The organism is Dactylosporangium sp. CA-139114 (assembly GCF_050955725.1).
Taxonomy (GTDB): domain Bacteria; phylum Actinomycetota; class Actinomycetes; order Mycobacteriales; family Micromonosporaceae; genus Dactylosporangium.
Window position 1 is genome coordinate 5,992,859 of record NZ_CP192080.1, and the last position, 24,597, is coordinate 6,017,455.

General features: G+C 72.9%; 32 protein-coding genes. 11 read left to right on the plus strand and 21 right to left on the minus strand.

Annotation, left to right across the window (positions count from 1 at the left end):
* Positions 1 to 99: 99 nt before the first annotated feature.
* Positions 100 to 558, minus strand: a complete 459-nt coding sequence (locus ACQP2P_RS26425) for a peptidoglycan-binding domain-containing protein (RefSeq protein WP_433605096.1) — start codon at positions 556 to 558, stop codon at positions 100 to 102.
* Positions 559 to 716: 158 nt separating this feature from the next.
* On the opposite strand from ACQP2P_RS26425, the gene ACQP2P_RS26430 reads away from it, so the two are divergent.
* The 4 genes from ACQP2P_RS26430 to ACQP2P_RS26445 all read left to right on the plus strand — a co-directional run bounded on the left by ACQP2P_RS26430 (position 717) and on the right by ACQP2P_RS26445 (position 3,433).
* Entirely contained in the window at positions 717 to 845 is a 129-nt protein-coding gene (locus ACQP2P_RS26430; protein WP_433605098.1) for a hypothetical protein, read from the plus strand.
* Positions 846 to 874: 29 nt separating this feature from the next.
* The gene (locus tag ACQP2P_RS26435) at positions 875 to 1,456 is read left to right on the plus strand and encodes a GNAT family N-acetyltransferase (protein WP_433605100.1); all 582 of its coding nucleotides are present in this window, start codon (positions 875 to 877) and stop codon (positions 1,454 to 1,456) included.
* Between the two features lie 529 nt (positions 1,457 to 1,985).
* Positions 1,986 to 2,744 (plus strand): hypothetical protein, encoded by a 759-nt coding sequence (locus tag ACQP2P_RS26440; protein WP_433605102.1) that lies wholly within the window; start codon positions 1,986 to 1,988, stop codon positions 2,742 to 2,744.
* A 125-nt stretch (positions 2,745 to 2,869) separates the two neighbouring features.
* Positions 2,870 to 3,433 (plus strand): hypothetical protein, encoded by a 564-nt coding sequence (locus ACQP2P_RS26445; RefSeq protein ID WP_433605104.1) that lies wholly within the window; start codon positions 2,870 to 2,872, stop codon positions 3,431 to 3,433.
* An 8-nt stretch (positions 3,434 to 3,441) separates the two neighbouring features.
* Here ACQP2P_RS26445 and ACQP2P_RS26450 read toward each other — a convergent pair whose 3' ends face one another.
* Positions 3,442 to 4,362 (minus strand): hypothetical protein, encoded by a 921-nt coding sequence (locus tag ACQP2P_RS26450; RefSeq protein ID WP_433605106.1) that lies wholly within the window; start codon positions 4,360 to 4,362, stop codon positions 3,442 to 3,444.
* Positions 4,359 to 4,916: a hypothetical protein gene (locus ACQP2P_RS26455; RefSeq protein ID WP_433605108.1), complete on the minus strand. Its 558-nt coding sequence runs from the start codon at positions 4,914 to 4,916 to the stop codon at positions 4,359 to 4,361. Before ACQP2P_RS26455 ends, ACQP2P_RS26450 begins: the two co-directional genes overlap by 4 nt.
* Before the next feature lie 278 nt (positions 4,917 to 5,194).
* Between ACQP2P_RS26455 and soxR the strand changes: the two genes are divergently transcribed.
* The gene (soxR, locus tag ACQP2P_RS26460) at positions 5,195 to 5,677 is read left to right on the plus strand and encodes a redox-sensitive transcriptional activator SoxR (protein ID WP_433605110.1); all 483 of its coding nucleotides are present in this window, start codon (positions 5,195 to 5,197) and stop codon (positions 5,675 to 5,677) included.
* Positions 5,678 to 5,679: 2 nt separating this feature from the next.
* Here soxR and fdxA read toward each other — a convergent pair whose 3' ends face one another.
* The 3 genes from fdxA to ACQP2P_RS26475 all read right to left on the minus strand — a co-directional run bounded on the left by fdxA (position 5,680) and on the right by ACQP2P_RS26475 (position 8,690).
* The gene (gene fdxA / locus ACQP2P_RS26465; RefSeq protein WP_433605112.1) at positions 5,680 to 6,015 is read right to left on the minus strand and encodes a ferredoxin; all 336 of its coding nucleotides are present in this window, start codon (positions 6,013 to 6,015) and stop codon (positions 5,680 to 5,682) included.
* A 611-nt stretch (positions 6,016 to 6,626) separates the two neighbouring features.
* Positions 6,627 to 7,565, minus strand: coding sequence for a quinone oxidoreductase family protein (locus ACQP2P_RS26470; RefSeq protein WP_433605114.1), 939 nt, complete (start codon positions 7,563 to 7,565; stop codon positions 6,627 to 6,629).
* Positions 7,566 to 7,583: 18 nt separating this feature from the next.
* Positions 7,584 to 8,690, minus strand: coding sequence for an LLM class flavin-dependent oxidoreductase (locus ACQP2P_RS26475; RefSeq protein WP_433605116.1), 1,107 nt, complete (start codon positions 8,688 to 8,690; stop codon positions 7,584 to 7,586).
* 74 nt (positions 8,691 to 8,764) lie between these two features.
* Between ACQP2P_RS26475 and ACQP2P_RS26480 the strand changes: the two genes are divergently transcribed.
* Positions 8,765 to 9,034, plus strand: coding sequence for a hypothetical protein (locus ACQP2P_RS26480; RefSeq protein ID WP_433605118.1), 270 nt, complete (start codon positions 8,765 to 8,767; stop codon positions 9,032 to 9,034).
* Here ACQP2P_RS26480 and ACQP2P_RS26485 read toward each other — a convergent pair.
* The gene (locus ACQP2P_RS26485; RefSeq protein WP_433605120.1) at positions 8,988 to 9,638 is read right to left on the minus strand and encodes an LLM class flavin-dependent oxidoreductase; all 651 of its coding nucleotides are present in this window, start codon (positions 9,636 to 9,638) and stop codon (positions 8,988 to 8,990) included. The two genes, ACQP2P_RS26480 and ACQP2P_RS26485, sit on opposite strands and share 47 nt — an antisense overlap.
* Positions 9,639 to 9,858: 220 nt before the next feature.
* Between ACQP2P_RS26485 and ACQP2P_RS26490 the strand changes: the two genes are divergently transcribed.
* Positions 9,859 to 10,287, plus strand: coding sequence for a DUF3618 domain-containing protein (locus ACQP2P_RS26490; RefSeq protein ID WP_433605122.1), 429 nt, complete (start codon positions 9,859 to 9,861; stop codon positions 10,285 to 10,287).
* Between the two features lie 41 nt (positions 10,288 to 10,328).
* Here ACQP2P_RS26490 and ACQP2P_RS26495 read toward each other — a convergent pair whose 3' ends face one another.
* Positions 10,329 to 10,664, minus strand: a complete 336-nt coding sequence (locus ACQP2P_RS26495) for an STAS domain-containing protein (protein WP_433605124.1) — start codon at positions 10,662 to 10,664, stop codon at positions 10,329 to 10,331.
* A gap of 392 nt (positions 10,665 to 11,056) precedes the next feature.
* Here ACQP2P_RS26495 and ACQP2P_RS26500 point away from each other — a divergent pair, with 392 nt between their 5' ends.
* The gene (locus ACQP2P_RS26500; RefSeq protein ID WP_433604667.1) at positions 11,057 to 11,974 is read left to right on the plus strand and encodes an IS5 family transposase; all 918 of its coding nucleotides are present in this window, start codon (positions 11,057 to 11,059) and stop codon (positions 11,972 to 11,974) included.
* Positions 11,975 to 11,982: 8 nt separating this feature from the next.
* Here the strand turns inward: ACQP2P_RS26500 and ACQP2P_RS26505 are convergent, their stop codons facing one another.
* The 8 genes from ACQP2P_RS26505 to ACQP2P_RS26540 form a co-directional block, all read right to left on the minus strand.
* Positions 11,983 to 12,729: an amino acid ABC transporter ATP-binding protein gene (locus tag ACQP2P_RS26505; protein WP_433605126.1), complete on the minus strand. Its 747-nt coding sequence runs from the start codon at positions 12,727 to 12,729 to the stop codon at positions 11,983 to 11,985.
* Positions 12,726 to 13,574: an amino acid ABC transporter permease gene (locus ACQP2P_RS26510; protein ID WP_433605128.1), complete on the minus strand. Its 849-nt coding sequence runs from the start codon at positions 13,572 to 13,574 to the stop codon at positions 12,726 to 12,728. The genes ACQP2P_RS26505 and ACQP2P_RS26510 overlap by 4 nt, the downstream gene beginning before the upstream one ends.
* Positions 13,574 to 14,452, minus strand: coding sequence for an ABC transporter substrate-binding protein (locus tag ACQP2P_RS26515; protein ID WP_433605130.1), 879 nt, complete (start codon positions 14,450 to 14,452; stop codon positions 13,574 to 13,576). The genes ACQP2P_RS26510 and ACQP2P_RS26515 overlap by 1 nt, the downstream gene beginning before the upstream one ends.
* 73 nt (positions 14,453 to 14,525) lie before the next feature.
* Positions 14,526 to 15,053: an N-acetyltransferase family protein gene (locus ACQP2P_RS26520; protein WP_433605132.1), complete on the minus strand. Its 528-nt coding sequence runs from the start codon at positions 15,051 to 15,053 to the stop codon at positions 14,526 to 14,528.
* Between the two features lie 128 nt (positions 15,054 to 15,181).
* On the minus strand, positions 15,182 to 16,081 hold the full coding sequence (locus ACQP2P_RS26525; RefSeq protein ID WP_433605134.1) for an ATP-binding protein: 900 nt from the start codon (positions 16,079 to 16,081) through the stop codon (positions 15,182 to 15,184).
* Positions 16,078 to 16,410, minus strand: a complete 333-nt coding sequence (locus tag ACQP2P_RS26530) for a hypothetical protein (protein WP_433605136.1) — start codon at positions 16,408 to 16,410, stop codon at positions 16,078 to 16,080. Before ACQP2P_RS26530 ends, ACQP2P_RS26525 begins: the two co-directional genes overlap by 4 nt.
* Before the next feature lie 28 nt (positions 16,411 to 16,438).
* Complete coding sequence (locus tag ACQP2P_RS26535) at positions 16,439 to 16,669, minus strand: hypothetical protein (RefSeq protein ID WP_433605138.1); 231 nt, start codon at positions 16,667 to 16,669, stop codon at positions 16,439 to 16,441.
* Positions 16,670 to 16,960: 291 nt separating this feature from the next.
* Positions 16,961 to 17,308 carry a hypothetical protein gene (locus ACQP2P_RS26540; RefSeq protein WP_433605140.1) on the minus strand — a complete coding sequence of 116 codons (348 nt, stop codon included), beginning with the start codon at positions 17,306 to 17,308 and terminating at the stop codon, positions 16,961 to 16,963.
* A 120-nt stretch (positions 17,309 to 17,428) separates the two neighbouring features.
* Here ACQP2P_RS26540 and ACQP2P_RS26545 point away from each other — a divergent pair, with 120 nt between their 5' ends.
* The gene (locus tag ACQP2P_RS26545; protein WP_433605142.1) at positions 17,429 to 17,878 is read left to right on the plus strand and encodes a hypothetical protein; all 450 of its coding nucleotides are present in this window, start codon (positions 17,429 to 17,431) and stop codon (positions 17,876 to 17,878) included.
* 66 nt (positions 17,879 to 17,944) lie between these two features.
* Here ACQP2P_RS26545 and ACQP2P_RS26550 read toward each other — a convergent pair whose 3' ends face one another.
* Positions 17,945 to 19,051 carry a Vms1/Ankzf1 family peptidyl-tRNA hydrolase gene (locus tag ACQP2P_RS26550; protein WP_433605144.1) on the minus strand — a complete coding sequence of 369 codons (1,107 nt, stop codon included), beginning with the start codon at positions 19,049 to 19,051 and terminating at the stop codon, positions 17,945 to 17,947.
* Between the two features lie 63 nt (positions 19,052 to 19,114).
* On the opposite strand from ACQP2P_RS26550, the gene ACQP2P_RS26555 reads away from it, so the two are divergent.
* On the plus strand, positions 19,115 to 19,387 hold the full coding sequence (locus ACQP2P_RS26555) for a hypothetical protein (protein ID WP_433605146.1): 273 nt from the start codon (positions 19,115 to 19,117) through the stop codon (positions 19,385 to 19,387).
* Between the two features lie 16 nt (positions 19,388 to 19,403).
* Here the strand turns inward: ACQP2P_RS26555 and ACQP2P_RS26560 are convergent, their stop codons facing one another.
* From ACQP2P_RS26560 to ACQP2P_RS26570, 3 genes are read right to left on the minus strand one after another with little or no spacing between them, the layout of a single operon-like run.
* On the minus strand, positions 19,404 to 20,222 hold the full coding sequence (locus ACQP2P_RS26560) for a carbohydrate ABC transporter permease (RefSeq protein WP_433605148.1): 819 nt from the start codon (positions 20,220 to 20,222) through the stop codon (positions 19,404 to 19,406).
* Positions 20,219 to 21,226 (minus strand): carbohydrate ABC transporter permease, encoded by a 1,008-nt coding sequence (locus ACQP2P_RS26565; RefSeq protein ID WP_433605150.1) that lies wholly within the window; start codon positions 21,224 to 21,226, stop codon positions 20,219 to 20,221. The genes ACQP2P_RS26560 and ACQP2P_RS26565 overlap by 4 nt, the downstream gene beginning before the upstream one ends.
* Complete coding sequence (locus ACQP2P_RS26570; RefSeq protein ID WP_433605152.1) at positions 21,226 to 22,521, minus strand: ABC transporter substrate-binding protein; 1,296 nt, start codon at positions 22,519 to 22,521, stop codon at positions 21,226 to 21,228. The genes ACQP2P_RS26565 and ACQP2P_RS26570 overlap by 1 nt, the downstream gene beginning before the upstream one ends.
* Positions 22,522 to 22,912: 391 nt before the next feature.
* On the opposite strand from ACQP2P_RS26570, the gene ACQP2P_RS26575 reads away from it, so the two are divergent.
* On the plus strand, positions 22,913 to 23,908 hold the full coding sequence (locus ACQP2P_RS26575; protein WP_433605154.1) for an AI-2E family transporter: 996 nt from the start codon (positions 22,913 to 22,915) through the stop codon (positions 23,906 to 23,908).
* 50 nt (positions 23,909 to 23,958) lie between these two features.
* On the opposite strand, the gene ACQP2P_RS26580 is transcribed toward ACQP2P_RS26575, so the two are convergent.
* Positions 23,959 to 24,480 carry a DUF308 domain-containing protein gene (locus ACQP2P_RS26580; RefSeq protein ID WP_433605156.1) on the minus strand — a complete coding sequence of 174 codons (522 nt, stop codon included), beginning with the start codon at positions 24,478 to 24,480 and terminating at the stop codon, positions 23,959 to 23,961.
* Between the last annotated feature and the right edge of the window lie 117 nt (positions 24,481 to 24,597).

A 24,597-nucleotide genomic window follows, 5' to 3' on the forward strand; every position in this document is an offset into this window, starting at 1 on the left:
CGCCGGCCACGCCGTCGCCAGGCGCGCCTGCGCGTCACTGCGGCCCCGTACCGGTGCCGCGCGGCGCCCGCCGGCCCACGGGCGCCGCGCCCGGCGCTGTTACAGCCCGCCCGGGCCGTTCCAGTACTTGCAGGCGTGCCCGCCGAGGCTGGTGTAGTGCATGATGGAGTCGCGGGTGATCGGGCCGTAGACGCCGTCGACGTCGTTGCCCCGCAGCTCCTCCGAGGCCTGGGCCCGCTTGAGCGCCGCCTTCGTGTTGGCGCCGAAGATGCCGTCGACGGACAGGCTCTCGTAGTAGCAGTTGTTGAGCGTGCGCTGGAGGGTCTTCACGGCCGCGCTCTGGGCGCCCTGGCCCATGTCGCACGTCGTGCTCGCCGCGGTGCTGCCCGTCGACGGGACGTACACCGTGACCGTCTGGGAACCGTAGTCGGTCCGGAACGTGTAGGTCGTGCTGCACGTGCCCGCGGCCCAGGCCGCCCCGCCCGTGCCGACGAGGGTGATCCCGCTCATCGCGGCCGCGGTGGCGGTCGCGAGCGCGATCCGCAGCGCCTTGTTCATGCGTCCTCCCGTGGTTCGCCCGCGCGCGACGCGCGAGTCGCGCCCGAGCGTAGGAGCGGCCGCTACGACGCCGGTACCTCGCGGCTACCGGACGGGTCCCGGCGTTCACGGCGGCGGGCCGGGCGGCGTTCCCGGTACGCTTCGACAACTGTCGCATCGTGGTCGTGCACGAGCCCACCGGCCCGGAGGTGATCGTGGTCGAGTACGAACTGGTCGGCACCCGCACGACCGGCGCCCCGCCCGCACACTGGAACTTCGCGGATGCTGCCGGCACAGAGCGGCACTGATGCATGTCCGGCCACCAATCGGAGGGACCATGACGCGCGAGTCGCTGCCCACGCCTACGCTGCACACCGCTCGCCTTCGGCTGCGTCCCTTCGACGACGCGGACGCCAACGACCTCTTCAGGCTGCACAGCAGCGCCCACGTGCTGCGCTACTGGGACGCGCCGCCGTGGAGCGACCGCGCACGCGCCGAGCGGTTCATCACGGCTTGCCGGCAGATGGCGGAGGACGGCACCGGGGCGCGGCTGGCCGTGGATCGTGTCCCCGACGGGGCGTTCATCGGCTGGTGCGGCTTGAGCGGGTGGAATCCGGACTACCGCAGCGCGGCGCTGAGCTACTGCCTCGACGATGCCGCGTGGGGCCACGGCTACGCGACGGAGGCCGCGCACGCCCTGCTGCGGTGGGCCTTCGACACGCTGGACCTGAATCGCGTCCAGGCCGAGACCGATACGCGCAACGTGGCGTCTGCCCGCGTGCTGGAGAAGCTCGGGTTCGTGCGGGAGGGGACGCTGCGGGAGGACTGCATCGTGGACGGTGAGGTCTCCGACTCGTGGGTCTACGGGCTCATCAAGCGGGAATGGCGGCCGTCGTCCGAGCCGGTCTCCGCCCGCTGAGTCCTCGCGCCTTCCGCTCACGCCGCAGCCTTCCTGCTCCACGTCGGGATGGCGAGCTCCGCCGGCACCGCGTTCGACGTCGATCTCGCCGGCCTTGACGCGGAACCTGCCCGTTGACACCGGGATCGACTGGGTAGTCGATGACGCGGTGCGGTCAGCCGTTCAGGCAGCGGCGGCAGCCGGGGGCGGCTACCAGGCCGGCAGCGGTCTGCCGAGGTCGCTCCTGCCGACCGAGCCCGCACATACGGTGCTCGTAATTCACCAGCCAGGGCCAGCGCGGTACGACGTGCATCTGGGCCGGCCACGGCGCCGTGCTCGCGTTCGTCTTCACCGACCTCGACGCTCCGGGCGCCTCAGACATCTTGTCGCTCATGATTGACGCGATCATCTTGCGCTAGCCACCACAAGCAGCCGCGAGCCGGGCGCCGAACTGGACGATCGGAACCCTCCTGGGCCGGCGTGTATCCGATGCGTCGGTGTCTCGTGGCAACCCCGTCACGCTGGACAGCGCGCGTGTCGCCGTTGGAACATGATGGGCGAGGAGATCGTTGACCGGTCTGCGATGGTGGTGTTGCGGGACGGGGGGTGCATGCAGCCGGGCGTGCGTCAGGCACTGGCCGCGCTGTACCGGATCTGCGCCCGGTACCCGTTGAATCCGGACATGTCGTACTGCCGGCACTGCGTGGACGAGGACGAGGTCCGGGTGCTGCAGGTGGTCCCGCTGCAGGACCTGTCGGCCGGGCAGCTGCGCCGGTTAGCGTGGAAGGCCGGCGGGACGTGGGGCGACGAGCGGGACTGGCTGCACTTCGCGCCGCGAATCCTGGAGCTGTTCGCGCTCGGCGCGTTCGATGACCCCACGCTGCTGGACAAGACGCTCAGCCGGCTCAAGGCGGCTGCGGCCGGCTGGCGGGCTGAGGATCGGGCCGCCGTCGAGGCGTATCGGTTCGCCTTGTGGCGAGATTTCCTGGCCGGCTGGCCCACCGCGATGGCCGCGGACGACATGGTCGAGGCGTTGAGCGGATTTGACGAGGATCTGCAGCCCTACCTCGATATCTGGTCCGCTACGCCTTCCACGACCGCCGCCCGGCACCTGGCGTCGTTCGTCGCGTACTACGTGGTACCTGTTTGCGACGAGCTCGGACGCGTCGAGGCGTGGATGGCAGGCGATGCACCGCTGCGTCTGCTCGACACCGCTCGCGCCGCGACAGCCGAAGCGAACATCCTCGCCGAACTCGATGCCGCGATCGTCAGGATCCGCGACTACCAGGCATGGCTCGAACGGCGCTGACCTGGACCGTTCAAGGCGTACCGACCGCTTGACCACGTGCCCGGATCTGCTGGATATGCAGGTAATTCTCCCGGCCCGCGGGCGGATCGTGCCATCGGCCGGCGAAGACGCGGTAGCGTGCGCCGGTGGACTGGGACGCCTTCGAGACGGCTTGGCACGACATCGGATGCGACACCCTGGCCGGTCTCGCCGCGGCACATCCGGGCGAGCGGCTGTACGCCGCGGCCTTCCATCTCTTCTACAGCGACCGCGACAGGATGCTCCCGCCGGCCCTCGCCGCCAACACCGAGGCGGCGGTGGACCAGCGCCACGGGTACTCGACGCGGTTCGCCCCGCCGGAGTGGCGGTGGGACGTCCTGGACGCCGCGAGCGAGGCGATGGGCCCGTGGTACCAGCGCATCACCGACGAATACCTCACGCCCGCGAGCGATGCCGCCGAGCGCGACGCGGCGCTGGACGCGCTCGACGCGGCGCACGACGCCGCCATGGCCCGAGTCTGCAAGGCGATGACCGCGACCGCTCGCCAGGGCCGCGTCCACCGCTCGCTCCCGCCCGACTTCCTCGTCGTCATCCTCGAAGGGCAACGGGGCGACGAGGAGGCCGGCCTGATCCGGGCGAGCGTCGAGCCCCAGGTGCTCGCGACCGTCCCGGAGCTGGCCGACCACCTGCGCGAGATCGAGGCGGCGTGACCGGTCGGTCATCCGTTCCGGGCTGACCGGAAGGCGGGGAACGTCGCCGGCGGCGGGGTTGTCGCGTCCCGCCAGCGGGCGGTCATCGCCGAGGCCAGCCGGGCGAACCACTCCGCCATCGCCGGCAGCGTCCCGGCCCGCTCGGCGAGCCGGGTGAACACCCCGATCTGCTGCACGAGCTGCGCTCGCCGGCGCCGGCGGGTGGGCGAGGGCTGTCCGGCGGCGGCCAGGAGTGGCAGCCGCTGGACCCGGACGGCGAGCGCCGCCGCGGCGCCGACCGCGAGCGCCTCGTCAAGGTGGACGAGGACGTCAGCGGGCATGGTCGCGGCCAGCTCGCGGCGATAGGCGCGATCGGCCTCGTCCACCACGGCGGCGGGCAGCGTCGCCCAGTGGGTGCTGTAGGGTTCCTGCCACCGGTCCACGCCGGGCCAGGGCAGTCCAGGGCCGGCATCCGTCTCCGGCGCGCCGAGATCGGCCAGCGCCTGCCGGTACCGTTCGCCCGCGGAACCGGTGCCGGCGTGCAGCCGCCCGACGGCGATGCCGAACTCCACCACGGCCCGCGCGGCGGCGTCCGCATCGGCGCCGAGCAGGACGGCTTCCAGTGTCGGCCAGTCCCCCAGATCGGTGGTGACCACGACGCCGTCCGCCTGGTCGGCGGCGATCAGCCGCGCGGTGACCCCGGCGGGCGCGGCCGTGCGCAGCGCGGCCTCCTCGCGTCGCAGGTGAGCGGGGCCGCCGTGACCGGCCCCGTCCGTCCGGCGGGTCTTGACCACCGCGGTCCGGCCGATGCCGGGCAGGTCGCGGTCGAACGTCAGCCGCGTCACCGGGGCCCAGTCGTGCCCGAGCGACGCCTCCGACACCAGCGACGCGGACCCGTCGTGCCAGGGGCGCAGCAGCGCGAGGACCGTGTCACGGCGGCGCCCGGTCACGATGGACTCTTCCCCTCCGTCGACGTCCGGCGCTCGAACGCCGCGGCGACCGGCGAGGCGCCCTCGCGCATGGACGGGGCGTCCGCCACGATGAGGGGGGATCTGCCGAGATCGACGCGCATCGCATAGAGCAGCCGCCGGCGAAGCGCGGCCAACCCCGCCGGCCGATGGCCTTCCTCGCCGGCGCGGAAGCGCTCCACCTCGTCGAGGTACCGGTAGTACAGGTCGACGGCCGCGGCGCTGACATCCGGGGGCGCCACGAGCAGCAGCTGATAGAGGGCGGTGTTCAGCTCCATGCGGCGGGTGTCCAGTTCGATGACCGCCTCGCCGGCATCGTCACCGCAGGTGTGCCGCAGGACCTCCAGACGCTTGATCGCGGCCGTGACCTGATCGCCCCGAACGAACATCTCCGTGTACGTCTGCCGCTTCTCAGCCTCCAGCGTCTGACGTCCGCCGAGCCTTCGGGTGCTGATCGAGATCCAGAGCGTCGCGCCGATGCCGGCCGCCCCGACCAGCGCAGTCGTTGCCGTTCCGAGCCACTCGAACGAGCCCATGGCCGCTCCCTGGATAGGCGGACTTCACCGTACCTGCCAGCTCCACAAGGCTGTGTCAGGGACTGCATCGCCTTGTCCAGCGTGCTGAAGATGACGTCCGGCCCGCCGTGCGGGTGCTGGTCGAGCACTGCCTGCACCTCGCCCGCCAAGGGGTCACGTCTTCCCGATGACCGCGATCCTGCTCGAGCTCGCCGCCCGCGGGCACCGGATCGTCGTGCGTACGCTGGCCACGAGACCGGTCTTGATCTCAACCCCGCTTGAGGTTCTACGGTCCACGGGTGTCAAGGGAGCCGATCGCGCACCCGAATGACCTGCTCACCGTCGGGGAGGTCGCCGCCCGCACCGGCGTCGCCCCTTCCGCGCTGCGGTTCTATGAGGCGGAGGGGCTCATCACGGCCGAGCGCAACCGCGGCAACCAGCGGCTGTACCGGCGGCACATGCTGCGGCGCATCGCGATCATCCTCGCGGCCCGGCGGCTCGGCATCTCCCTCGCCGACGTCGCGGAGATCTTCACGACCCTGCCCGCCGACGAGGCGCCGAGCCACCGGGAGTGGGTGCGGGTGTCGCGGCTGTGGAAGCGCGAGCTGGAGGACCGGCGGCGGTACATCATGAACCTCGAGCGCCAGCTCACCGCCTGCATCGGCTGCGGCTGCCTGTCGATGCGCCTGTGCGACCTGCTCAATCCCGACGACCGCCTGCGCACGCGCGGCCCGGGTCCGGTCCGGCTGCACGAGCCGGGCGGGCGGGACGACCCCGCATGACCTCAGGCGGGGCCGTCCCCGTGGACCTGCGGCGGCAGGGCCGCGACGACCGCGTGGTCGCCCGCGACGGAGACTCCCTTCGGGGCCCCGCCGGGCGAGCCGATCGCCGCGAAGAACTCGGCGTTGACGGCGACGTACCCGCCGAGCCCGGCGGGGAGGTCGTCCTCGAAGTAGATGGCCTCGACGGGGCACGCCGGTTCGCAGGCGCCGCAGTCGATGCACTCGTCCGGCTGGACGTACAGCATCCGCTCCCCCTCGTAGATGCAGTCGATCGGGCACTCGTCGAGGCAAGCCTTGTCCAACACATCCACGCACGGCAACGCGATCACGTAGGTCATGCCGCGGAGGCTAGGAGCTCAAGTGCACTTCAGCGCAAGACGCGATCCGCGGCAACGGCGCGGCGCCGGAACCGGTCCCCCGCCTCAGCCCGCGCGAGTCGGAGGTGCCGGAGCTGTCCGTGCACGCCGTGCGCGACTACCTCAAGGCCACCCGCGCCGAGCTCGGCGTCCAGTCCCAGCTCGACGCGGTTGGCCGCTGACCGGCTCGGCCTCGTGGCCCGGGCGAGCGCGCCCTGCTGCTCGCCCGCGGCGCCCGCGAGCTGATCCGCAATGTCGTGCGGCACGGCCGCCCGAGCACGGTCGCCCTCGACGGGCCGCCGCGGCTGAGCGTCCGCGACGACGGCGCCCGCTTCGACCCGCGGCAGCCGGCGAGGCCGGGCCACTTCGGGCTCGCCCTCACCGCCCAGGCCGTCGCGGCCGCGGGCGGCACGCTCGCCATCCGTTTCACGCCCGGGCGGGGGCTGCTCGGCGACGATCCGCCTCGGGGACGGCCAGCTCCCGGACGCGGTGTGAGTTGCGGTGCCGGGCCGGCGTCCCGCAGCGGCGCGACGAGCGGCGGGGCGTCGAGGGCGGCCGCTGCCGCAGCCGCGCGAGCGCCGCCCGGTCGGGTGTCACGGCTCCAGGGCGACTTTGCCGCCCGGGTGGCCGCTGCGCACCAGCTCGATCGCCGCGAGGGCCTCGGTCAGCGGGAACGTCCTGGCCACCGGCACGACGAGGCGGCCCTCGCCGGCCCAGCCGAGCAGGCGGGCGCGGACGCTGTCACGGTACGCGGCGCTGTCCGGCAACGCCCCGGCGATCGCCCGGATGCCGGCGTCCCGCGACCGGTCCGACGCGACGATCGTGACCGCCCGGCTCGCGTCCGGCAGCAGCTGCGCCACGGAGTCGACGGCCTCGTCGGTGCCGACGGTGTCGATGACCGCCGCGACCCCGTCGGGCGCGGCCGCCCGCACCCGGTCGACGAGCCCGGGACCGTAGGCGATCGCCTGCGCCCCGGCCTGGCGGAGCAGGCCGAAGTTGTGCTCGCTCGCGGTACCGATGACGGAGATGCCCTTGAGGCGAGCCTGCTGCAGCACGCTGATCCCGACCGCGCCGGACGCGCCGTGCACGAGCACCGTCTCGCCCGGCGCGGCGCGCACGACGTGCAGGGCCTCCGCCGCCGTGGTCCCGGCGAGCAGCAGGTTCGCCGCGGCCGGGAAGTCCAGCGCCTCGGGCTTGGCGAAGACGTCCTTCGCGGGGACGGTGACCTGGGAGGCGTACCCCCCGTTGATCCGGAACGCGACGACCGCGTCGCCGGGCGCGCCGCCCCCGGACGCGATCTCGGTGTCCGGCCCGATCGCGCTGAGCACCCCGGCGACCTCGTAGCCGATCGGCAGCGGCAGCTCGCGGCCGGCCCCGTGGGCGGCGGCGATGTGCTTGTAGTCGGCCGGGTTCACCCCCGCGGCCCGCACGTCGATCGTCACCTCGCCCGCTCGCGGGGGCGGGACCTCGGTCTCGACGAGCGTGAGCACCTCGGGGCCGCCGTAGTCGGGCGCGATCCAGCGCAGAGCCATGCGGTTCTCCCTACCCCGTCAGTGCGCGAGCAACCCGGCCCGGCGCAGGATCGGCAGGACGCCCTCGCCGAAGTGGTACGCCTCTTCCAGGTGTGGCTGCCCGGACAGGATGAAGTGATCGATGCCGAGGTCATGGTACTCGCGGATGCGCTCGGCGACCTCCGCGTGGCTGCCCACGAGCGCGGTCCCGGCCCCGCCGCGCACGAGCCCGTAGCCGGCCCAGACGTTCGGGTACACCTCGAGGCGGTCGCGCCGGCCGCCGTGCAGGGCCGCCATGCGCTGCTGGCCGACCGACTCCCCCGCGGCGAACCCGTGCTGCACCTGCGCCACCCGGTCGTCGTCGATGCGGTCGAGCAGGCGCCCGGCCTCGGCCCACGCGGCCTCGGCGGTGTCGCGGCTCAGGACGTGGAAGCGGATGCCGAAGGACAGCGTGCGCCCCGCCTCGGCGGCGAGCTTGCGCATCCGTTCGAGCCGCTCGGCGATCTGCGGCGGCGTCTCACCCCATGCGAGGTAGGTGTCGACGTGCCGGGCCGCGACCCGCTCCGCCGCCGGGCTCGCCCCGCCGAAGAAAATCGCCGGCGGCCGCCACGGCTCGAACGGGATCCGGGCCTGCTCGACCCGGTAGTGCTCGCCGGCGAAGCCGAACGGCTCCGGGGCGTCGCTGACCCCGCGCAGCACGGCGAGGAAGTCGTCGGTGCGGGCGTAGCGCTGGTCGTGGTCGAGGTGGTCGCCGAAGCGCCGCTGCTCGACGGGGTCGCCGCCGGTGACGATGTTGAGCAGCAGCCGCCCGCCGGAGATCCGCTGGAAGGTGGCGGCCTGGTGCGCGGCGAGGGTGGGCGTGATCAGGCCGGGGCGGAAGGCGACGAGGAACTTGAGCGTCCTCGTCACCTGGGTGAGCGCGGCGGTGGTGATCCAGGCGTCCTCGCACCAGGTGCCGGTCGGGGTGAGCACCGCCTCGAAGCCGAGCTGCTCGGCCGAGCGCGCGATCTGCCCGAGGTAGTCGATGCCGGGCCGCCGCAACCCGTCGGCGACGGCGCCGAGCGTGTGCTGCGACCCGTCCCCGGATCCGACGATGTCCCGGCTGTCGCCGTTGGTCGGCAGATACCAGTGCAGATGCATGCCCATACCCCATATTATCCACTGGTTTGATAGACAACAACGGTCGCGGATCTTGGGCGGGTGTCGTAGGCTCGCGGCTCGTGACGATTGAATTCGCTGCTGAGACCCCCGAGACGCTGTCCGCCGAGCCGGCCGAGGAGCCGGGCGCCGGGCCCGCCGTGATGTATACCGCGTACTTCTCCGCCGTCGACGAGCTCGTCGAGCACATCCGCGCCGCCGAGGTGCTCAACCTCGGCTTCCGCGTCGAGTCCTACCTGGTCACGCCCGAGGACGCGCCGGACACCACCCAGGTCGAGTTCGAGTTCACGCTGCTGAGCGAGCTGCCCGCCCGCGACGAGGAGCGCGACTGACGTTCGGCACCGCCGGGCGGCCGCGAGGAGTGCGACCGCCCCTCAGCGGCGCCCGACGGCCGTGCAGCACATCCAGGGCCTCCCGCACGGGATCGGCCTCGGGACGCCCCCACGCCGCGGCCGCCTCGGGCCGGGGGCTGGTGGCGACGACCCGGCCGGCCCGGCCCGCGGCGATGTGGTCGAGCGAGGCGAGCTGCGAGGAGACGTGGAACGGCTCCGTGCAGGTGGTCGACACGACCGGGGCGACGCCGAGCACACTCGTGGCGGCGGCGACGAACGCGGCCCCTCGACCGCCCCCATCCGCCCGGCCGGCCCCCCGGCGGCGGGCGGGAGCAGGTCGTCGTCGAGGGTCACGAGCCCGAACCCGGCCCGCTCGGCGATCTCGGCGACGTGCCGCACGCGACGCGCGGTGAGCAGCTCGGCGGGCGGATACGCGGCCCGGCGCCAGGCGGCGGAGTGAGAGCCGTCGCCATCGATCTCCACGGCAAGCACGAGCGTCATACCTATAAAACCTTTGGACTAGACAGCAATGTGTCGAGACCCGTGTCCGGCCTGACGCGCCACCCTCCAGCCGTCCGTCCCACCGTCGCGAGGAACCCGTCATGCCAGCGCCGCACGCCCGCCACCGTCAGTCCACAGTCGACACCCGTCGCCACGACACCGCGTACGTCGTCATCGCCGTCCCCCACGGCCGCCGCGACCGCAACCGCCACCCGTGACCCGCCGCGAGTCGGCGCCGGCTGTGCGCGGTCGCGTCGGGCACACGGGCACCACCGCGGTCGCGTGCACGTTTACCGATCGCTCGGCCGGGGCATCACCGCGGCATGACCACCGTCGCCCCCCGCCCGGACGCGCAGGAGCTGCGCGCGGAGATCGCTCGCACCCGCGCCGCGCTCGGCGAGACGGTGGAGGCGCTCGCGGCCAAGGCCGACGTCAAGGCGCGCGTCAGCGCTCACCTCAAGGAGAAGGCGAACGACGTCAAGGGCCGTGCGCGGGACCGCGTCCGGGCCCTCGCGGGGCGGGCGCAGACCCGGGCCGGTGTCGTCGCCGTCCGGGTGCGGGCTCAGGCGTCGCACGTCGCGGGCGAGGTGGCCGGGCGCGCGGGCCGGACCGCCGGCACCGTCAACGCCGCGGTCCGCGATCCCGAGCTGCGGGCGAGGCTGCGCCGGCCGGTGCCCATGGCCGCCGTCGGGACGGCCGCGGCCGCCACGGCCGCCGTCGCGGTGTTCGCGCTGCGCAGCCGCCGCCGCTGACCCGGCCGCCCGAGTCCCGGGATCCCGGCGCGGGTCGCGGTTCAGTCCTCGGTGATGTTCAGGACGGTGTCGAGGCCGGTCACGGCCAGGATGCGGCGCAGGTTGTGGTCCGGGCCGCGCAGGTTGAAGCGCCGGCCCATCAGGTGTGCCGCCTTGTGCGCGCGGATCAGCGACGCCAGCCCCGACGAGTCCGTGAAGCCGACGCGTGACATGTCGGCCGTGACGGCCGTCGCGCCCTCGTCGTAGGCGCGCTGGACGGCGGCGCCGAAGCGCGCCGCGGTGTGGTAGTCGAGGGCGCCGGCCACGGTGAGCACGACGCCCCCGGCCGCGTCGTCCGCGGCGGTCACGGTCAGCGTCGCCTGCGAGTTCTCGGCCATGTACGTCCTCGTCGTCCCCCATCTTGCCCTGCGCTGCGCGCCAGCCTAACGCGCCGACCTGGGATCCGCCGAGTTGCGTGCCGCCGCCCGACCGGAGGCGCCCGGCGGCGGGATGCCGACACTCGCGCCGTCGAACCCCGCGGGAGGAGAACCGGTGCCTGGAGCGAGCCGTGACTCGGCCACGACGCAGTACGAGCGGCCCGCCCACCCCTGCACGCGCCGGCTGCTCGACGCCGTTCCGACGCCGCCGGTGTACGGCTAGGCCGTGTGTCAGAAGTGGGTCGTGTAGTGGTGGTGGCGAGTTGACTGGTCGGGCGTGTCGGTGATCGATATGTGGCGAGGTCTCCGGTAGATGGGTTATCGACCAAGACAACCATCTGCACGGAGACCTCGTGGCCAGCGTAGCGGTGACGAGGCGGTTCGACCTGACCGACGCGCAGTGGGCGCTGCTGGAACCGCTGCTGCCCACGGGGAAGAAGTCAGGCCGGCCGCCGAGGTGGAGTAAGCGGCAGCTTATTGACGGGATTCGGTGGCGGATCCGGGTCGGGTCGCCGTGGCGGGACGTGCCGGAGTGCTACGGGCACTGGCGCACGATCTATGGCAGGTACCGGCTGTGGCAGCGCGACGGTACCTGGGCGCGGATCCTGTCGGTGGTGCAGGGCCGCGCCGACGCGGCGGGTCTGATCGGCTGGGACGTGAGCGTGGATTCGACGATCACCCGGGCGCACCAGCACGCCGCCGGTGCCCGCAAGCGGCCCGATCTGCAGGTCGAGCCGCCGGGTGGGGACGGCGCGGCGGAGCCGGGTGATCACGCGCTGGGCCGGTCCCGGGGCGGCTGGACCACGAAGCTGCATCTGGCCTGTGAGCAGGGCCGCAAAGTCCTGGCGCTGGTACTGACTGCCGGGCAGCGCGGGGACAGCCCGCAGTTCACTACGGTGCTGCGCCGGATCCGGGTGGTCCGTGCCGGTGGTGGCCGGCCGCGGGTCCGCCCGGACCGGGTCCTGGCTGACAAGGCGTACAGCAGCCGCGCGAACCGGGAGTACCTGCGGCGGCGGTCGATCCGGTGCGTCATCCCGATCAAAGTTGATCAGGCCGCCCACCGCCGCGCACGCGGTTCGCGGGGCGGTAGGCCACCAGCGTTCGACCTGGTGGCCTACCGGCAGCGCCACGCCGTGGAGTGCGGGATCAACCTGCTCAAAGCCCATCGAGCGGTAGCCACCCGCTACGAAAAGCTCGCCGTGCGGTACGAGACCACCACAACCATCAGCATCATCGACATCTGGCTGCGCCGCCTCGCGAAGCACTTATGACACACGGCCTAGAGCCGCCCCGATGCGATGACCCGGGCGAGGAACTGGCGGGTCCGCGGCTCGCGCGGGTCGCCGAGGACCTGCTCCGGCGGCCCCTGCTCGACCAGCGCGCCGCCGTCGAGGAAGCACACGCGGTCGGCGACCTGCCGGGCGAAGCCCATCTCGTGCGTCGCCAGCAGCATCGTCATCCCGTCGCCGCGCAGCTCCCGCACGAGCGCCAGCACCTCGCCGACGAGCTCGGGGTCCAGGGCCGAGGTGACCTCGTCGAGCAGCAGCAGCCGCGGGGCGTTCATGAGGGCGCGCACGATCGCGACGCGCTGCTGCTGGCCGCCGGAGAGGCGGTCCGGGTAGGCGCCCGCGAGGTCGGCCAGGCCGATGCGGCCCAGCAGCGCCATCGCCCGGTCGCGGGCCTCGGCCGCCGGAACCCGGTGCACGCGCCGCGGGGCGAGGGTCACGTTGGCCAGCACCGTCATGTGCGGGAACAGGTTGAACGCCTGGAACACCATGCCGATGCGGCGCCGGACGCGGTCCGGATCGGCCCGCGGGTCGGTCACGTCCTCGCCGTCGAGGCGGATGACGCCGTCGTCGACCGGTTCGAGCAGGTTGACGCAGCGCAGGAGCGTCGACTTGCCGGAGCCGCTGGCCCCGATGAGCGCGACGACCTCGTGCTCGGCGACGTCGAGCGAGACGCCGCGCAGCACGTGCCGGTCGCCGAACACCTTGTGCACCCCGGCGACGGACAGGACCGCGGTCACAGGGTCACCTCCCCGGACTGGCGGCGGGCGGCCCGGACGGTCACCCAGTCGGTCACGGCGACGAGCGGGATCGCCAGCAGGACGAAGAGCACACCGGCGACGATGTACGGCGTGTAGTCGTACGACACCGAAGTCTGGATCTGCGCGGCGCGGATGGCGTCGACCGGCCCGGCCAGGGAGATGAGCCCGACGTCCTTCTGCATCGCGACGAGGTCGTTGAGCAGCGGCGGGGCGACGCGCCGGACGGCCTGGGGCAGCACGACGTGGCGCATCGTCTGGCGGTACGTCAGCCCGAGCGAGCGCGCCGCCGCGCGCTGCGACGGATGGACCGACTCGATCCCGGCCCGGAACACCTCGGCGATGTAGGCGCCGTAGGTCAGCACCAGCGCCGCGCCGCCGAGCACGAGGACGGAGGGCGTGCCGCTCAGGCGCAGCCCCGGCACCCCGAACGCGAACACGTAGATGGTGATGATCAGGGGCAGGCCCCGGAAGGTGTACGTGTAGCCGTTGGCCAGGGCCCGCAGCGGGAAGAACACGGGCCGCCGCAGCGTGCGCAGCGACGCGATGCCAAGCCCGAGCACCAGCGCGCCGGCCGCGCAGAACACCAGCAGCTCGATGTTGAGCCACAGCCCGTCGAGCACCGCGGGCAGCGCGGTGCGGGCGGTGTGCGGGTCGAAGAAGCTCTCCCGCACCCGCTTCCAGCCGGGCGCGCCGGTGATGCCGGCGAGCAGGAGCACGCCGACGACGCCGGTGGAGACGGCGGCGGCCGCCACCGACAGGATCGTCTGCCGGCGGCGGTACGCCTCCCGCTCCCGCTGCACGGGAGACTTCTCGAACAGCTCCATCACGCCAGCGTCGGTGCGCCCTGGGTCGCCGACAGCCACTGCTGCTCCAGCTTCTTGAGCGTGCCGTCGGCCCGCAGCGCGTCGACGGCGCCGCTGACGCAGCCGGTGAGCGGCGAGCCCTTGTCGAGCACGAGCCCGAACTGCTCCGGCGTGCCCGAGACCTGCGGCAGCTGCCCGACGATGACCGCGTCGTCGATCTCGGCGCCGGTGATGTAGAAAGCGGTCGGCAGGTCGACCACGAGCCCGTCGATCTGGCCGTTCTGCAGCGCCTTCTTGGCGTCGTCGTTGTTGTTGTACACCGAGGGCTGCTGCGCCGGCTTGACCACCTCGGTGATGGAGCGGTAGCTGGTGGTGCCGACCTGGGCCCCGAGCCTGGCGCCCTTGAGGTCCGCGAGGCTCTTGGCCCCCGCGATCTTCGAGCTCTTGAGCGCGATGACGGTCTGCGTGACGTCGTAGTACGGCGAGGAGAAGTCGACCGCCTGCTTGCGCTCGTCGGTGATGGAGAACTCGTTGATGTCGAAGTCGAACGCCTTCTTCCCGGGCGCGATCGCGTTGTTGAAGGTGACCCGCGCCCAGGCGACCTGGTCCTTGCCGTAGCCGAGCTTCTCCGCCACGGCGTAGGCGACCGCGGACTCGAAGCCCTGCCCGGACTCGGGCTTGTTGTCGGCGAACCACGGCGGGTAGACCGGGTCGTCGGTGCCGACCGTGAGCTTGCCCGCGGCGACGGTCTTGAGCTGGGCCGGGGCGCAGGAGCCGGCGGCGCTCGCCCCGGCGGAGGCGGCGGGTGCCGCGGTGTCTTCGTCGGCGGGCGCGCAGCCGGCCAGCACGGCCAAGGCCCCGGCGAGCCCGGCCGCGACGAGAAGGTTCACGGGACGCATGGCGGCGATCATAGCTACCACCCAGATAGGAACAGCAGCCTTGTGCCGCCGATCACGCGCCGCACCGCAGCGGTCAGCGGCGGTCCGGGTCCGCCGCGGGGTGCTGCGGCAGCGTGTGCTGCATAAGGAGGGTGTCGATCCATCGGCCGTGCTTGAAACCGACGCCGGTCAGCCGCCCCGCCTCGGTGAAGCCGGCCTTGCGGTGCAGGGCCGCGGACGCGTCGCTGCCCGTGTCGGCGATCACCGCGACGACCTGGCGCAGCCCCGCCCTCGCGCAGGCGTCCAGCACGGCCCGCAGCAGCACCGTGCCGTAGCCGCGGCCGGCCCACTGCGGCCCCAGGTACACCGAGTCCTCCACCGAGTGCCGGTAGGCGGGCTTCGCGCGCCAGGGGGCGGCGTAGGAGTACCCGGCGATGCGCCCCTCGGCCTCGCCGACGAGGAACGGCAGCCCGCGCGCGGCCAGGTCGGCCAGGCGGGTGTGCCAGGCGTCCAGGGAGGGCGGGGTCTCGTCGAAGGTCGCGACCGTCTCGGTGACGTAGTGCGCGTAGATCGCGGCGACGGCGGCGAGGTCGTCCGGCGCGGCCGGGCGTACGGTCAGCATCCGATCAGCGTAGGAGCCGCGGCGCGGCGAGGGCCAAGGCGGCGCGCGTGAACATCGCGACACCCGTCGCGACCGCGCAGGCCTGGTCCGTCGCCGGGGCCGCGGCGGGACCCGGCGGGCGCGCGGCGTCAGCGGGGGCGGCGGTGGCCGGACTGCCGCAACCGCACGCGGGCGGCGGCGACCTCGGCGCGGGCCAGGGCGCCCTGGGTCTGCAGGGCCGGCCCGGGTGCGACCGCGGTGGCGAGCCGCACGGTGAAGCCGTCGAGTCCCGGCCAGGCGGTGACCTCGTCGCAGGCCTGCCGGGCCAGCCACAGGCCGGTGCCGGAGCGGGTGCCGCCGGGGCCCGGGCGGTAGCCGGTCAGCGGGTCGCGGAAGCCAGGGCCGCGGTCGGTGACGCGGCACTCGACCCGGCCGCGGGTCACCCAGACGGCGACGTCGACGGGCGGGGCGCCGTGCACGTAGGCGTTGGTCAGCACCTCGTTCACGGCGGCGATGAAGTCGGTGCGCACGAGGATCGGCAGGTCGGCGAGCGACGCGCTGAGCCGGGCGCGGATGCCGACGATGTCGCGGCGATCGTGGGAGGGGGGCAGGCGCAGCGCCGCCGCCGCGTCCGGCACCGGCACCGGCGCGTCGGGCATCGGCGGTGCGAAAACCCGGGCGGGGGTCTCGGCGCGAGGGTAGGCGGTGATCGTCGTCATCGGTTCACCCGCGAGCGTGACGGGACGGGCGGCCTCGAAGGCCGCGGCCCGGGCCAGGTCCGCGCGCGTCGCGCCGACGTCGGGCTCGGCGAGCAGCCAGATCGGGGCGCCGAGCGGTCGGGCCGGGTGGCGCGGCAGCCGGCGCAGGGCGGCGAGCACGGCGGCGGGCCGGTGGTGCACGGCCGGGCGGGGCAGCCGCAGGCCGTCGGGCAGCAGCGCGTGGTGCTCGGGGCGGCAGGCGAGCACCACGAAGGCGCCGTCGGGCCGGTCGGCGAGGGCGGCCCGCAGCTCGTCGGCGTCGTCGTAGCGCAGGACGTGGTGGCCGGTCATGCCGCGAGCGGGAGGCGGCCGTCGATGCCGAGGCGATCGATGACGAGGCGATCGATGACGAGGCGGGCGTCCTGCGCGTCGCCCACGAGCATCCGCGCGACCCCGGCCCGGTCGGCCGGCTCGACGGCCCGCAACAGCGCGCGGACGCCACCGGCGGCGAGAAGCTCCAGCTCGCGCGGGTCGAGCACCAGCTCGTGGCCGGGGGTGATCCCCGCGTCGACGGCCGCGTCGAGATCGGTCGCGCCGAAGGCGTCGAGCGCGCCGGTCAGTGCGAGCACGACCGCATCGCGCACGTCGTCGCGACGCACCGCGAACGTCGGGACGGCCACAGGTCGGAGCCTACGCGTCCATACCGCTCTATTCCACCGGAAGCCCGGCCTGCACCAGGCGGCGGCCGCGGACGACCACGACGCGCTCGCCGACTTCGCGGCCCTCATGCCCGAGCTGCATGCCGTGGACGTAGTACCACCACTCGTCGTCGTAGGAGATCGGGGCCTCGCGCTCGACGCGGCGGATACGCAGGGTCAGGTCGCCGACACCGTACATGTAGTCGCGCTCGGCCAGCACGAGCACGAGGTCGGCGGGCATACGTTCCTCCAATCAATCGGGAACGCTGAAGTTACAGATTCATGAACGCGAACGGTACGGAGAAGCAGGCGCCCCTAGTGACCGATCAGTCGCGACATCAAACCTTTCTGGCATCGAACTGCCGCGACTTGGCACGATCGACCCCCGGGAAGTCGCGAAAGACCTGGCCGACAGCCGGTCAGACCCCGCTGGGCAGGGGAACGGCGCTGCGGTGGTCGGCCGGGGCGGGCAGGCTCGGGTGGTGCCGCGCCGATGTCGTCCAGCACGATCCCGACGCCGTGCTCGCGCGGCTCAGGGCGCGGCCACGTCATCGACCGTGACCGATTGCGGGCGCCGCGGCCGGTCGCGGCGATGGTCGCGCAGGGCGCGGCGGGCGGTGTGGCGGCTGCGACGGCGGTCCTCGCGGCACCACTGCGCCCACTCGCGGTGGCCGTGGCTCTCCACCCGGCGGAACCAGGAGCTCGCCGTGGCGCCCCAGTGGCAGCCGTCGCGGCGCTCCCCCAGCGACGCCGTGGCGGCGGTGACGGCGTCGGCGAGGGTGCAGGGGCCGAATCGGTGGTCGTGGCGCGGCCGGCACGCGCGCATCGGCGCGTCGGCCATCTGGACCCACCAGGGGCGGGTCTTGTCGGTCCTGCTCATGCACGGGCACCTTCCGGCTCCGTGACGCCCCGGGCCGGGGCCGTCGCTACACCGGGTGCACCCGCTCACCTCCGCCTGCCGCGTTCGATTTCGCCCAGCGTACGCGGGTAGTGGGGGCGCATGAGCGACACGAGGGCGGGTGAGCGCGGGCAGCGGCGCGGCGTGGAGGCCGGCGAGCGGGCCGAGCAGGCCGCGGCGCGGCTGGCGGAGCTGCGGCACGAGTGGATCGAGCCGGAAGGATCCCTGGGAGAGCCGGACGAGTCGGCCACCGCGATGTGCCCGCGGGCCGCCGAACTGGCGCAGGAGTCGCAGCGGCTCGCGACCCGGGCCACCGAAAGGGCGGCGTCGGCCGCGCTGGCCGCCGCCGAAGCGCACGAGACCGCGGCGGACCTGCACGACCGCTCGGCGGCCTCCGGGCTGGGCGACGTCGGGGAGCACCGGCGGCAGGCCGCGCGGCACCGGGAGCACGCGCGGGCCGGCCGGACCGAGGCGCGGGCGGACCAGCGGATGCTGGAGGGCGGGACCGCGAGGCCGGGACCGACTTGCCGAGGCGGCCCAGGATCGGCGTGAGGACCGAGGCCGACAGCCGGTACGCCGTCAGGATCCAGCCGATGTCCCCATCGCATCGGGGGACCCTCAGCGGCGGCGCGTGCCCGCGTCGGCGTACCGCAGCAGCGCGCCGACCCCACCCTCCACCGGCAGCTCGTCCGGCGCGGCGAAGAGCAGGTCGGCCTCGGTGCACACCACCGCGCGCACGAGCGCCGCGTCGGCCCGCACCCGCCGGGTGTCCCGCACGCCCATCGCCAGCAGCTCGGCGCGGTCGAAGGACAACTGCTCCGGCTCCGGCCCGATCCACAGCTGCGTGGTCGAGCTCGGGTCGTCCACGAGCAGCAGCGTGTCGACCTGCCCCCGCTGCAGGGCGGTCACCACGGCCGGCAGCCCGTCCCCGGCCGCGTCGTTGCCCCGCCGGCTGCGGTAGTGGTCGACGACCGCCCGCGCCTTCCCGGTCGCGCGATCGGCAATCGCCTGCACCGTCACGTCCTCGAGCGCGGCGGCCCCGGTGCCGGAGTTGGTCTCCACGACCCGCTCCGACCAGTGCTCCGGCAGGTGCGCGACGAGCAGGGGGCGCGCCTGCGGGTCGCCGGCCACCACGATGACCTCGGCGCCGCAGTGCTCGGCGGCCTGCGCGACCGCCGCGGCGACCTCGCCGGCGTTGCGCTCCCACGTGACGTGGGCGGCGCGCTGGTACCGCGACTGCGACCATCCGCCGGGCTTGAACCGGTGCAGGGGCCACTGCTTGGCGCCCGTGACGGCCTCGCCGCGCACGAGCCGGGCCGCGTCCACCGCCTCGATCCGCCCGCCGGTGCGGTCGGCCAGGACCCGCACGTACGGGATCGACTCCCCCATCTGCGCCAGCAGCGGCATGACGTGCGGGAGCGGCCCGAACGCCGCGATGGCGCGCCGCGGCGGCGCGGGCAGCACCCGCAGCATCGCCACCTCGCCGCCGGCGGCGAACGCGGCGAGCCCGTACGGCCCGCCCTCCTCGGTGTGCGCGAGCAGCGCCCGCTCGAGCGCCTCGATGGTCTCCGGCTCGCAGAGAGCGTCCCGCAGCGCCTCCCGGGCGACCCGCCAGCGCAGTTCGACGGTGCCGGCCGGATCTTCGTTGTTCCGCGTCCCGTCGAGATAGACCGACGCCCACGGTCCGGGACGCTCGTACAACGGGCGTAGGAAGGACACGTTCATACTCGCGCCCCTACCCGCTTTGTCACGCGTTAGGCGGGTTGCGGGCCGGGTAAACGGCGCCGTATGACGTCACCGGAGGAGCGCGCCGACGAGGCCGCCAGCGAGCAGACCCGGCGCAACGGCGGCCCGACGCGCAGCGGAGGACTGCGCACCACGACGGGCTCCAGCGCGGGGCCGGGCGGGTCCGGGCGCGCCCCGCAGCGCCGCGCCCGCCCGGGCGCCGCGCCGGCCACCACGGGCGACGCGACGACCGGCGGCATGCGCTCCCCCGCCGAGGGCACCACGAGCGACGCGAGCGGCCCCGCGGCCGAGTCGGGCGACTTCACCGACCGCTGAGGCGCCCGCAACCGCGTCAGCCCTTGGAGGAGCCCAGGGACAGACCGGCGATGAACTGCTTCTGCAGCAACACGTAGACGATCAGGGTCGGCATCGCCGCGATGAGGGCGGCCGCCGCGATCAGGTTCTGGTTGGACACGAACTGGCCCTGGAGGTTGGCCAGGGCGGACGTGATCGGCCGCCGGTCGCCGGTGGAGATCAGCGTGATGGCCCAGAAGAAGTCGTTGTAGATCCACGTCGTGAGCAGCGTCGCGAGCGCGGCCAGCGCGGGGCGGCACAGGGGCATCGTGAGCCGCCAGTACCGCGTCCACAGCGAGGCACCGTCGATCAGCGCGGCCTCGTCGATGCCGGCGGGCAGCGTCTTCATGTAGTTGCTGAGCACGAAGACGCAGAAGCCGAGCTGGAACGCCACGTTGATGACGATGAGCCCGAGGTAGGAGTTGTAGATGCCCAGGGCGAGATAGATGCGGTACAGCGGCGTGATGATGACCTGCTGCGGCAGCAGGTTGCCGGCGGTGAACAGGATCAGCAGCGCCACGTTGAGCTTGAAGCTGAGCCGGGACAGCACGTACGCCGCGGTGGAGGCCAGGAACAGGGTCACCAGCACGGCCGGCACCGTGACCCACACCGAGTTCAGGAAGAACTTCCACATGTCCGACTGGGCCCACGCGTCGGCGAAGTTGCTCAGGGTCAGCGTGTGCGGCAGGGAGACGTAGCCGTACTTGTTGGTCTCGCTGATCGGCCGCAGCGCGACGTACAACGCGAACAGGATCGGGGTCACCCACAGCGCGGACATCACGACCATGAAGGCGGTGGAGGCGGCCCGGCGGGTCATCGCTGTTCCTCTCGTCGGAAGGCCTGCCACAGGAACAGGGAGATCGGGATGAGCGAGATGACCAGCAGCACGACGCCGAGGGTCGAGCCGAAGCCGATGCGCTGGGTCTCGCCGACGATGTTCTGGGTCACCGCGACCGACAGCAGCTCCAGGCCGCGCAGCGGGTTGCCGTTGCTGGTGATGTAGACGAGGTCGAACGCGCGCAGCGACTCGATGACGGTCACCACGAGCACGACGATGTTGATCGGGCGCATCGCCGGGAACACCACCCGCCAGAACGTCTGCCAGCCGTTGGCCCCGTCGACGACGGCGGCCTCGCGCAGCGCCGGGTCCACGGCCTTGAGGCCGGCGAGGTACAGCACCATGACGTACGGCGCCTGCCGCCAGCTGGCCTCGACGAGCAGCGCCCACAGGTTGAGCTTCGGGTCGCCGAGCCAGTCGATGAGGTTGTCGTTGTGGTTGTGCCCCGTCAGGGTGTTGATGAGCCCGAAGTTCGGGGAGTAGATGAGCTCCCAGATGATGCCGATGAGCGCGAGGGAGAGCATCACCGGCAGGAACAGCACGCTCTGGTAGAACCGGCTGCCGCGGATGCCACGGTCCAGCACCACGGCGAAGAGCATGCCCAGCGGGGTGGCGAAGACGATGAACACGCCGAGCCAGATCGCGTTGTGCTGTACGGCCGGCCAGAAGTCCGGATAGTTCGTGAACGCCTGCTCGTAGTTCTTGACCCCGTTGAGGCAGCCGGGCTGCGGAATCCCGGGCGCGGACGGAAAGTTGTCGCAGGAGCGCATCCGGACCGGGCCGACGCCGGTCCACTTCGTGAAGGACAGCAGCACCGACCCGAGGGCCGGGATCCACACGAACGCGGCGGCGAGCAGGAGCGGGACGCCGAGCATCGCGGTCGCGACGCCGACGTCCCGGCGGGTGAGGGTGCGGGTGCGACCCCGGCGCCGGGGTGCGGAGGCCGGCGCCGGTGCGCTCTTGCGGGGTGTCGTGAGCGTCATCAGCTGAAGATGGTCTTCGCCTGGTCTTCGGCGCTCTTCTGGATCGTGGCGATGGTGTCGGGGGTCGGGCTGTCGATGAACTGCTGGATGAGCTTGATCATCGCGGTGGCCATGTCCGGCACGGTGTCGCGGTCCATGAACTGGGAGACGTTCTTGCACTTGCCGATCTCGGCGACGGACTTCTTCTGGATGTCGTTGTACGTCGGCGCGACGAGGCCCTTGGCCAGACCGACGTCCCAGTGATCGGTCTCGAGGAACTTCGCCTCGGCGTCGGAGGTGCCGATGTACTCGAGGATCTTCTTCGCCGACGCGGAGTTCTTGCCCTTCTTGGGCAGGATGAAGCCGTCGGTCGGGGCGTCCATGAAGTCGGTGCCGTAGCTCGGGTTGATCGAGGGGAAGACGAAGAAGTCGAGGTCGGCCAGGTTCGCGGCGTCGTAGTTGGCCGCGACCTGGTTGGAGCCCTGGAACATCATGCCGGCCTGCTTGTTCTCCAGCGCCTTGGCCGCGTCCTGCCAGGTGCGGCCGTTGGCGCCCTTCTGCTGGTAGGGCGCGAGCTCACGCCACTGGTCGAAGACGGCCTTGACGCCGGCGTCGGTCCACGGCACCTCGTGCTTCATCAGCTTGATGTGGTACTCGTAGCCGTTGATGCGCAGGTTGAGGATGTCGAAGGTGCCCAGCGCGGGCCAGCCGTCCTTGTCGGCGAACGCGAGCGGCACGAGCCCGTCGGTCTGCATCTTCTTCGACAGCGTGATGAAGGCGTCCCAGGTGGCGGGGACCTCGTAGCCCTTGGACCGGAAGACGCTCTTGTTGTAGAAGACGACCCACGGGTAGTTGTAGAGCGGAACCATGTAGTAGTGGCCGTCGAGGCCCTTCGAGAGGTTCTTCGCGGCGTCGTTGAAGGTGCCGCCGATCTTCTCCCACACGTCGTCGATGGGCGTCAGCAGGCCCTGGGCGGCGAAGAACTGCAGCCGGTAGCCGGCGAACCAGGTCGCGAGGGAGTCCGGGGTGCCCTGCAGGTAGTTGCTGATGTTGTTCTGGAACGTGTTGTGGTCGGTCGTGTTCACCGTGACCGGGACGCTCGTGCTGCCGGTCGCCTGGGACATGAGCGCGGCGAACGCGGTCTTCGGCGCGGCGTCGGAGTAGTTCGAGCCGAAGGTGACCGGCCCCGTGCCGTTGTCGCCGCCCGTTGCCGGCTGGCCGGAGGAGTCGTCACCGCAGGCGGCGAGGAGGGTGCCCGCGGCCGCGGCCCCGAACAGGCCCTTGAGTGCGGTGCGGCGGCTGAGCGTTTGTGCCATCAGTACCTCCGAAAACCCAACATCTCCCAACGAAACCAAACGTCACGAAAGCGCCTTCACTGAGAAATGTCAATCCCCGCTGCGATTACGAAGCGGTTTCGATGGCGTTGCAACGTTGAAATTCGTTGATTCGTGAGGCGCGGGACGTCGGCTTCGGCAGCGGAAGCCGGGGTCGTGTCATGTCGTGACAGAACTCGCGCTTCCCGCGAGGCTTCCGTGACAACGGCCCCCATGATCACACATTTTCGATCATGGCTACTCCACATATCCTGTGCGGCCGGAACGGGTGAGGCCGCCGAGTGGTCGCGCCCTGGGGAGGGCTGAGACGCGTTGCCGCGGGTAGCGCCCGGCGCATGCTGCTCATCACCGCGCGGTGGGACGAGGTGGGCGGGTGAGCGCCGCCGAGGGACGGGTTCGGCGGCTCGGGCGGACCGGATGGTCGGTCGCGGGGGTCATCGTGGGCGTGGCGCTGGCCGTGCTCGTGATCGGGATGCTGGTACCGCTGCTGATGCCCCTGCTGCTCATGGTCGTCATCGCCGTCACGGTGCAGCCGCTCGTCGGCCGGGTGCGCCGGCTCGGCCTCGCGCCCACGGCGGCGACGCTGCTCGGCGCGCTCGTCGTCCCGCTGTGCCTCATGCTCGTCGCCGCGCTGCTGGTGTGGGTGCTCACGCTGCAGGCGGCGCAGTGGCAGCCGGCCCTGGCCGAGGCCGGGCGGCGGCTGCGCGGCGCGCTCGGCACCGACCCGGTGCAGACCGTGCTGCGCTCGGCACCGTGGCGCACGGCCCTGCTCGGCATCGGCTCGGCGGTGGCCAGCGGGGTGGTCGTCATCGGGCAGGTCGCGGTCGGACTGCTGGCCGGCTCGTACCTGTTGTACTACCTCCTGCGCGACGGCCCCCGCCTCGTCGCGGCGATCGAGCGACGGCCGGAGTGGGCCGACCCGGAGCACCGGCTCGTGCGGCGGGCGGCCACGCAGCTGCGGCGGTACATGGTCGGGACCACCCTCGTCGCGGCCATGGACGCGGCCGTGATCACGCTCGGCGCGGCCGTGTTGCGGGTGCCGTTCCTGCTCACCATCGCCGTCATCACGTTCGTGGCGGCGTTCGTGCCGTACCTCGGCGCCTGGGTCTCGGCGATCTTCGCGGTCCTGCTCGCGCTCGGCTCCAGCGGGGTCACCACGGCCGTGTGGATGATCGTCGTCGTGCTCGTCACCCAGAACATCCTCGAGGGCGTCCTGCGCCCGCTGGTGTTCGGACGCGCGCTCAACCTGCACCCGGTCGCGGTGCTGGCGGCGACCGTGGTGGGCGCGGCCCTGGGCGGCCTCTGCGGCGTCTTCCTGGCCCCGCCCCTGGCCGCGATCGCCCGCACATGGTGGCTCGCCAGGCGGTGACGTCAGAGGTCATCGATCGCACCGCCGCGACCGCAGGAGCTTGCCGCCGGCTACGCGCGACGGCGGGCCTGGACCCCGATCGTGATCTCGGCCGCGCCGAGGGCGACCGCGCTGATGCCGGTCAGCAGCACCAGCACGCGCAGCGACAGGCCGGGCCACGTGACGAACGCGAGCCCGAGCAGGACCGCCGCCGCGCCGAGCCCGCACAGCCCCACGTGCGTCCGGCCCGTCGCGGCCAGGCCGAGCAGCACCGCGCCGAAGCCGATGATCAGCCACGCCAGCCCGATCAGCGCCGACATCGTCAGCAGGCCGGCGCGGGCCGAGCCCAGCGACGCGATCGCGAGCACCACCAGCAGCACGCCGAAGAACCCGTCGACGACCCGCCGCACGCCGGCCCGCCGCGACGGTCCCGCGGCCCGCAGCGCCCCGGCGATGTGCAGCAGCCCGATCAGCAGCAGCCACAGGCCGGCCAGGATGCCGAGCAGCCGCAGCGTCGCGTGGGGCCAGGCGAGCACCGCCGCCCCGAACACCACCGTGGCCGCGCCGGCCGCGACCAGCCACCAGGACTTCACACGTCCACGCTCGGCGACCCGGCACCGCGGCCCCTCGCCCGGCCGGAGTGAACCCCCGGGGGAGCGAACAGCGTGGTCGATCGAAGGGTAGAACCCCGGCCGCGCTGGGTATTCCCG